Origin of the sequence: Paenibacillus anseongensis (assembly GCF_009757995.1) — a bacterium.
Taxonomy (GTDB): Bacteria; Bacillota; Bacilli; order Paenibacillales; family NBRC-103111; genus Paenibacillus_E; species Paenibacillus_E chondroitinus.
Genome location: NZ_WSEM01000002.1, coordinates 102410 through 110015 on the forward strand (window position 1 = coordinate 102410; position 7606 = coordinate 110015).

At 46.3% G+C, this 7606-nt stretch carries 7 protein-coding genes; all 7 read left to right on the forward strand.

Translation table 11 applies throughout. The features are described from left to right. The first annotated feature begins 22 nt into the window (after positions 1-22). From GON05_RS01070 to GON05_RS01100, 7 genes are read left to right on the forward strand one after another with little or no spacing between them, the layout of a single operon-like run. Positions 23-1564: an ABC transporter substrate-binding protein gene (locus GON05_RS01070; RefSeq protein ID WP_157317405.1), complete on the forward strand. Its 1542-nt coding sequence runs from the start codon at positions 23-25 to the stop codon at positions 1562-1564. 26 nt (positions 1565-1590) lie between these two features. Then, positions 1591-2508: an ABC transporter permease gene (locus tag GON05_RS01075; RefSeq protein WP_246238739.1), complete on the forward strand. Its 918-nt coding sequence runs from the start codon at positions 1591-1593 to the stop codon at positions 2506-2508. Positions 2509-2534: 26 nt separating this feature from the next. Next, positions 2535-3371, forward strand: a complete 837-nt coding sequence (locus GON05_RS39145) for an ABC transporter permease (protein ID WP_221435190.1) — start codon at positions 2535-2537, stop codon at positions 3369-3371. 52 nt (positions 3372-3423) lie between these two features. Continuing rightward, positions 3424-4722: a threonine synthase gene (locus GON05_RS01085; RefSeq protein WP_157317406.1), complete on the forward strand. Its 1299-nt coding sequence runs from the start codon at positions 3424-3426 to the stop codon at positions 4720-4722. Further along, positions 4701-5858, forward strand: a complete 1158-nt coding sequence (locus GON05_RS01090) for an ArgE/DapE family deacylase (RefSeq protein WP_157317407.1) — start codon at positions 4701-4703, stop codon at positions 5856-5858. The genes GON05_RS01085 and GON05_RS01090 overlap by 22 nt, the downstream gene beginning before the upstream one ends. 4 nt (positions 5859-5862) lie before the next feature. Further along, the gene (locus tag GON05_RS01095) at positions 5863-6909 is read left to right on the forward strand and encodes a serine hydrolase domain-containing protein (protein WP_157317408.1); all 1047 of its coding nucleotides are present in this window, start codon (positions 5863-5865) and stop codon (positions 6907-6909) included. Positions 6910-6946: 37 nt separating this feature from the next. Further along, the gene (locus tag GON05_RS01100) at positions 6947-7411 is read left to right on the forward strand and encodes a RidA family protein (protein ID WP_157317409.1); all 465 of its coding nucleotides are present in this window, start codon (positions 6947-6949) and stop codon (positions 7409-7411) included. The last annotated feature ends 195 nt before the right edge of the window (positions 7412-7606 follow it).

Consider the following 7606-nt stretch of genomic DNA (forward strand, 5'->3'; position numbering starts at 1 on the left):
GACCATTTTAGGAGGAATTATTGTGAAATTAAAGCTTATACTGGCAGTTATGTGCTTGATAACCGTTTTATCGGCTTGTTCGAACTCGAATGGCAGTTCCACGACTCCATCTGACAAAGGATCTGGTACAGTCTCATCCAAACCGGCTAAGGACACGTTAACGGTGGCGCAAGATATCGACGCAGGAACACTGGACCCGCAAAAGCAGGGCAAGATACCGGACATGGGTATTCTGATTAACATGTTTGATACCTTGGTTACACGCGATGAGAATAACAAATTGGCTCCATCACTTGCTACCGAATGGAAAGCGTTGAACGATACGACTTGGGAATTCAAGCTTAGAGAAGGTGTGAAATTTCATGATGGTGAGCCGTTCAACGCAGATGCTGTGAAATTCAGTATCGATCGTCTTAATAATCCTGAAACGAAATCACCGATTGTTGAGCTGAAAACGGTTAAAGAAGTAATTGTAGTGGATGCCAAAACTGTAAAAATTATTACTGATGGTCCTGATCCAATTTTGCCTAATAAAATGACGTTGTTCGGCGGAGCCATGGTTCCCCCACAGTATATTAAGGAAAAAGGCGATGAGAATTTCGCGAAAAATCCTGTCGGTACAGGTCCATTCAAATTTGTTTCCTGGCAAAAAGATAGTCAAGTTACAATGGAAGCCAATGCGGATTACTGGCAAGGAGCCGCCAAATTCAAAAAGCTGGTCTTCAAAATCATTCCGAACCCTTCCAATATGGCTGCAGCAATAAGAGCGGGAGAAGTGGATATTGCATCTGGTATTAAACCCGATGTGGCTACACAGCTGAAAAACCAATCCGATCTTAAAGTCGTATCAAGTCCTGGAATCCGAACATTCTATATTTCATTGGACACGAAAGCAGGACCTTTGGCCAAGAAGGAAGTTCGTCAGGCACTCAACTATGCCATTGATGTGAATACCATGATCAAAACCGTGTTGGATGGTAATGCTGCGCGTGCGTCTACATTAGTCCCTAAGGAGAACTTCGGATACGATCCGGCTATTGCTCCATACGAATATAACATCGAGAAAGCTAAGCAACTGCTGGCGACTGCCGGTTATCCTGATGGTTTCGCAATTACACTGGATGCGGATAATTTGGAAGTAAACAATGTTCAAGTCATTGCGGCACAGCTGGAGAAGATTGGGGTTAAAGTTCAGCTTAACTTGATGGACAGCAAGACCTTGACGGCTAATTTGGTAGCGAAAAAGACCTCACCTATGTATTTTATCGGAAATACAGGATGGACCATGGACGCAATGAGTAATTTTCAGTCCTATCTAAAAAGTGACAGACGTTATAACAGATATGCTAACCCTGACATTGATAAACTCGTCGATGAAGAAGAACAAAGCATAGATCCACAAAAACGACAAGCTGCATTTACCAAGCTGCAAACGATTTTAAAAGAAGATGCACCTTTCATCTATTTATATCAAATCAATGGCCTATACGGAATCCGCAACAATATTGAGTGGAAACCGAATCCGGTCGGCATCTTGTCCATGTACAAAGCATCCATTAAATGATTTGTCTGCTGCGGAGGTGATATCTATTGCTTTCTTATATACTGCGTCGCTGCTTTTATGCCATATTTGTCTTGTTTGGGGTAGCGACGGTCGTATTTCTAATTACAAGGCTGACTGGCGATCCGGTAGCCATCATGCTGACACCGGATGCTACGGCTGAACAGGCACAAGCGCTTCGGCATTCTCTGGGCATGGATAAACCCGTTATTGAGCAATATGGCATTTATCTGTTGAACTTACTTCATTTAAATTTTGGAGTTTCATTGCGCTACGGCGAGCATACGTTACAACTTATTATAGAAAGGATGCCGGCGACGATTCAGCTCGCCGGAGCAGCCTTGCTATTCTCTCTCGTCGTTGCGATCCCTGCCGGAATTATTTCGGCTATAAAACGGGGGACAGTAATAGAGAAAGGTATCATGTCGTTAATTGTTTTTGGTCAGTCCATGCCTGTTTTCTGGGTGGGGATTGTGCTCGTCTTACTGTTCTCCGTTCATTGGAGAATATTCCCGACGGGTGGTATTGGCGGATTCAGCCACATCGTATTACCTGCCTTTGCGCTGGGCATTCATCTCTTGGCACTGGTTGCCAGATTGTTAAGGGCATCGTTGATTGAAGCTCTCGATTCTGATTATATTCGTACGGCCAGAGCCAAAGGTTTGGTTGCCGTGGTTGTCATTTCAAAACATGCTTTACGAAATTGTCTGCTACCAATCATTACGATCGTTGGCTTGGAGATTGGATCTTTATTGGGAGGATCTGTAGTAACAGAGACCGTATTTGCTTGGCCAGGTGTCGGGCAACTGCTGGTGCAATCCATTTATAACCGTGATTATCCGTTGGTTCAGGGAGCAATTATCATTTTGGCCGCTATTTTTGTACTGGTTAATTTAATTGTTGATATCTGTTATTCGCTTGTTGATCCTCGTATCCAATATAAATAGGAGGGATACCTACGTTAAAACGAATAGTGAGTGGGAAATATGGCAGTCTATTTAACTGGTTATCGCTATGCGTGCTTGGCGGCTTTCTCATAATGGCCGTGACCGCAACGAAAATATCACCGCATGATCCGAACGTACAGGATTTATTGATGCGTTTTAAACCTCCTTTCTGGCTTAGTGGCTCCGAAGCTGGCTATTGGCTGGGCACAGATAATATGGGACGGGACTTGTTAAGCCGAATTATATATGGCAGTCAGGTTTCCATCCTTGTAGGTGTAGCAGCCGTAGTGATATCAGGCGTGCTGGGAACGATCATAGGCTTGTTATCTGGATTTTACAGCGCTTTGGATCATCTCATGATGAGGATCGCAGATATCCAATTGGCTTTTCCGACAATTTTATTAGCACTAGCGATCGTGGCTGTCATTGGAGGCGGCTTGAATAATTTGATTATTGTGCTTGGTATTACAGGCTGGGTGCCTTATGCGAGAGTGATTCGTTCAGAGGTTTTGAGCATACGCTCCAGTGATTTCGTCGTCGCAGCGCAAACCATTGGAGTTAGTGACTTTCGCTTGCTGTTTAGGCATATCCTTCCGAATATTTTTTCGCCGGTGATTACCATTGCTACTTTCCAAGTGGCGTCTGCTATTATTGCGGAATCTTCACTGAGTTTTCTTGGACTTGGCGTGCCTGTCAGTGTACCTAGCTGGGGCAACATGTTGAACCAAGGACAATTGTATATGGAATCAGCTTGGTGGATTTCCGTATTTCCGGGCTTGTCCATTATGCTGATTGTATTAGCCATCAATATTTTGGGTGATATTTGGAGAGATAAACTGAATCCGAAAGCCAAAGGGCGCTAAAGAAGTTAAGCAGCATTTTCCTTATAGAAAGTTTTTAGGAGGAAGAAAGCAAATGACTTGGTCTTATGCAACTCATTATTCCTGTGATAATTGCACAGAGAGATTCGAATTAATGCAGCCTTTAAATACATGCCCAAGCTGTGGGGGCTTGCTGGAAATTCAGTATGATTTGGACCGTATGAAGGTTGAATTGCAGCCGAAGTTATTTGATTCTCGCGAACCCTCGATGTGGCGGTGGCATGAATTTTATCCCCTGCAGGACGGTACTAACGTTGTATCAATGGGAGAGGGCGGCACACCGCTGTTACCATCTGTTTACGTTGGAAAGAAGTTAGGGCTGTCCAAGCTCTATTTTAAAAATGATGCGTTGATGCCTACTGGTAGTTTTAAGGATCGTGGCTTTAGCTTGGCGGTCAGTTTTGCCAAAGAGTTGGGGTTATCACGGGGGCTGACTTACAGTTCCGGGAATGCGGGAGCTTCGTTTGCGGCTTATGCAAGCCGGGCGGGGTTAGATGCAACGGTGTTGGTCGAATATTTGGCTAACCCGATCAAGAAAGCGATCATCGGCTTGTACGGGGCTCATACGGCTACTTTACATTTTGAAAGTATGACGGATATTTCTGCGATGCTTGAGCAAGCAGTGAGGGATCTCGGTTTATATCAGTTTGTGAATTTCATCAACCCGACCAGGCACGAAGCGATGAAGAGCTATGCTTATGAAATCAGCCAGGCATTGGGGTGGAAGGCTCCGGATCTGATGATTCACCCCGTAGGTACAGGTGGAGGTATTTGGGGAGCTTGGAAAGGTTTTTGTGAGTTGAAACAACTGGAGTGGATCGACTCGCTGCCCAAAATGGTTGCGGTGCAGCCGAGCGCTACGGGGCCGATTGTCCAGGCGTTCAAGCAGGGAGCAAGACATGCGGAGAAACATGGTGATCCTACTCAAACCATTGCGCAAAGTATTGCGGCTGATGCTCCAATTCAAGGGGGGCGCCGGGTGCTGAATGCTATTTACGATTCAGGCGGATTCGCAGACGTTGTGACGAATGAGGAGATTATCGAAGCGGTTCAATGGCTGGGTAACGAAGGGATTTGTGCTGAACCTGCTTCTGCCGCCTCACTTGCGGTGCTGAAGCGAGCTGTCTCCAATGGCTTTGTTCAGCCAGATGATTGTGTCGTATGTGTGATTACCGGAAGCGGCTTGAAGCAGCCATCTGTCATTCAACAGGCAATAGCGGAATCCCAATTAAAATTGAACGCGAGCTTTGAAGATTTAAACAAACTTTTAACCGAATTATGGAAGGAGACTATAAGGTTGGAGATGATATGGTGCAGCAACCAAGCCCTGTAATTAAAGCCTTAATGACATGTATCTCGCATCCAACTCCAAATCCGCCTGGTGAAGTTGCTGAGGTAGCGGATTGGTTGGAAGAATGGGCGAAGAGCTTCGGTGCACAAGTCGTACGTCAAACGGTTGAACCGGGGAAGGACAATGTCATTATTACGCTGGATTACGGTCCCGGTCCATGCCTCGTTTTTAATACCCATATGGATGTTAATTCTCCCGAGGGACAAGTGTGGTCAACTCCGCCTTTTGAGCCAAGGTTAAGTCTGGATGAGGGAAAGCTCTATGGCGTGGGTGCATGTGATACCAAAGGCAGCTTGGTTAGTATGATGGCAGCTATGGAAAACATCGCAAACGATCCGAGAAACCTGAGCGGTAAGCTAGTTCTTACTGCCGTGATGGGGGAAGAAGCCGGGGGGCTCGGTACGCTGCATTTGGTCCAGCAAGGCATTCAGGCGGATGGTGCGGTTGTAGGCGAGCCTACTGGGTTGGACGTTGCTATTGCGCATAAAGGCACCTATATGCGACGGCTGCGTTTCCTTGGCCGTGCTGCACATTCAGGGCGACCGGAGCTTGGTATTAATGCAATCATCCATTCATCAAAATTTATTGTTGAGTATGAGAAACTGAATACTAAATTGTCTCTTACTCCTCATGCGCTGCTTGGACCGGCCAGTGCGGTAGTAACGATGATTCAGGGAGGAACTCGGCAAAACACGATTCCTAATCAATCGGAAATCATCATTGACCGCAGGTTGATTCCTGGCGAGACGCACGCGGATGCGGATTCCGAGCTTCAAGATATTTTGAATGCATTGAAAATATCGATACCTGAGCTAACGCTAGACCCAATTGACGTAGTGGTAGCTACCATTCCTTCCGAAACATTGGCAACAGAGAGAATCGTTAGTACGGCCCTTGAGGCGGTTGAATATGTCATAGGGAAACCTCAAACTCCATATGGATTCAGGGCGGGCTGTGACATGAGCAAGCTGGTGACAATGGCCGGGATTCCAACGATCATACTGGGACCAGGCAGTTTGGATCAGGCGCATGCCCCAGATGAATTTGTTGAGATTTCTCAGGTTGAACAGGCAGTGCACATTTATGAACGAATTGCCCGACAATTTATAGGCAGGTGATTGAATGAGCAGAATAACTGAGTTTTTGCAGCAGGCCCGTGATGAGAAAGCTTTCTCCGGTGCGGCTTATGCCATTGGAAATTCAGACGGAATTACGGAGCAGGGGACGGTTGGAACGCTCTTTTGGGACGGGCCATCGGTGCAACTGGATAGTATATGGGATCTGGCATCTGTAACCAAACCAATCGCAGTATTACCATTAATGGTGATGCTAGAGCGCGGTGAATGTTATTTGGAAGATGTGATCGCTCATTTTTTGCCCGACTACAAAGATACAAATAAGGCTAACTTGACGCTCCGTCAACTGCTCGCGCATACAAGCGGGATACCCGGACAGCAGCCTTTATATCAGACATCGCCTACGAAAGAGGAACTATTGGCTGCTGTGAGAAATCTTCCGCTGCGCTATGCGCCTGACACCGATGTTGAATACTCCTCACAAGGTTTCATGATCTTGGGGGAAATCATAGAAACGATTGCTGGTGACAGTCTGGATGCCGTGCTTCAGCAGCTGGTATTGGAGCCGATTGGGATGAGTCAGACCCTGTTTAATCCCTGCGCACATTTGCATTCGCGTATTGCCGCAACTGAATATTGTGAGTGGCGTGGCACGACCGTGATCGGAGAAGTTCATGACGAGAATGCAGTCGTGCTGGGAGGCATTGCAGGTCATGCAGGATTGTTCAGCACCGCCGGGGATATGAGCAAGCTTTGCCAAGCGATGCTCCGGTTAGGAGAAACTGCAGAAGGCCGTTTCTTACAGCCAGAGACAGTTCGCCTGATGACTAACAATCAGACATCTTCTTTAAAACTGGCCAGAGGACTTGGATGGCAGGCAAAGGACAGGCATGATTCTCCTGCGGGTGACTTGTTTTCCATGTCTTCCTATGGGCATACCGGTTTCACGGGAACCAGCATATGGATGGATCCGGAAGATGATGTGTTTGCTGTACTTTTGACAAATCGCGTTCATCCTACACGTACCAGCACGGCGATCAAAAGGATTCGCTCCATTTTCCACAACTTGGCTTTTCTGTCGGTAAGAAGTTAGTGTTTATCAAATATACGGAAATTAACGGAGGACAACGATGAGTGTAATTTCGAGCAGATTAAAAGAATTAGGTATTGAGTTGCCAGTTCCAGGTGTACCTGTAGCCCAATATGTGCCAGCTGTAACAGTTAATAATTTGGTCTATACATCAGGTAATGATTGCCGTATGAATGGTAAGCTTATTTTTGAAGGGAAGCTAGGAACGGATTTGACGATTGAACAGGGCCAACTAGCTGCAAGACAAACGATGATTAACCTGTTAGGTGTATTGCAAGCGCATCTAGGTGACTTGGATCGGGTGGAAAAAGTTGTGAAGTTATTGGCCTTTGTCAACAGTGCGAGTGGCTTTGCGGACCAGCCGTATGTCATTAATGGGGCTTCGGAATTGCTGGAGTCTGTTTTTGGTGAAAATGGCAAACATGCCAGATCGGCCATAGGTACGTCTGATTTACCTTTCAACACACCAGTGGAAATTGAGATGATTGTTCAAATTAAATCATAGGATGGAGCTTCTCGCTTAGCGGAGCGAAGGAGACATGAAAAGTCGCATTTGATGCGGCTTTTTTTATTTGCTGCCGTGCGGCCTGGCGTGTCGGCGGGGAGTCTTGGACGAGGCTGAGGCCAAGCTTAGGGGAACAGCAGGGCGCTGATATGAACGAAACCCGCAACTCCTAGCACGGAGTTCCTTTTTTAGGCA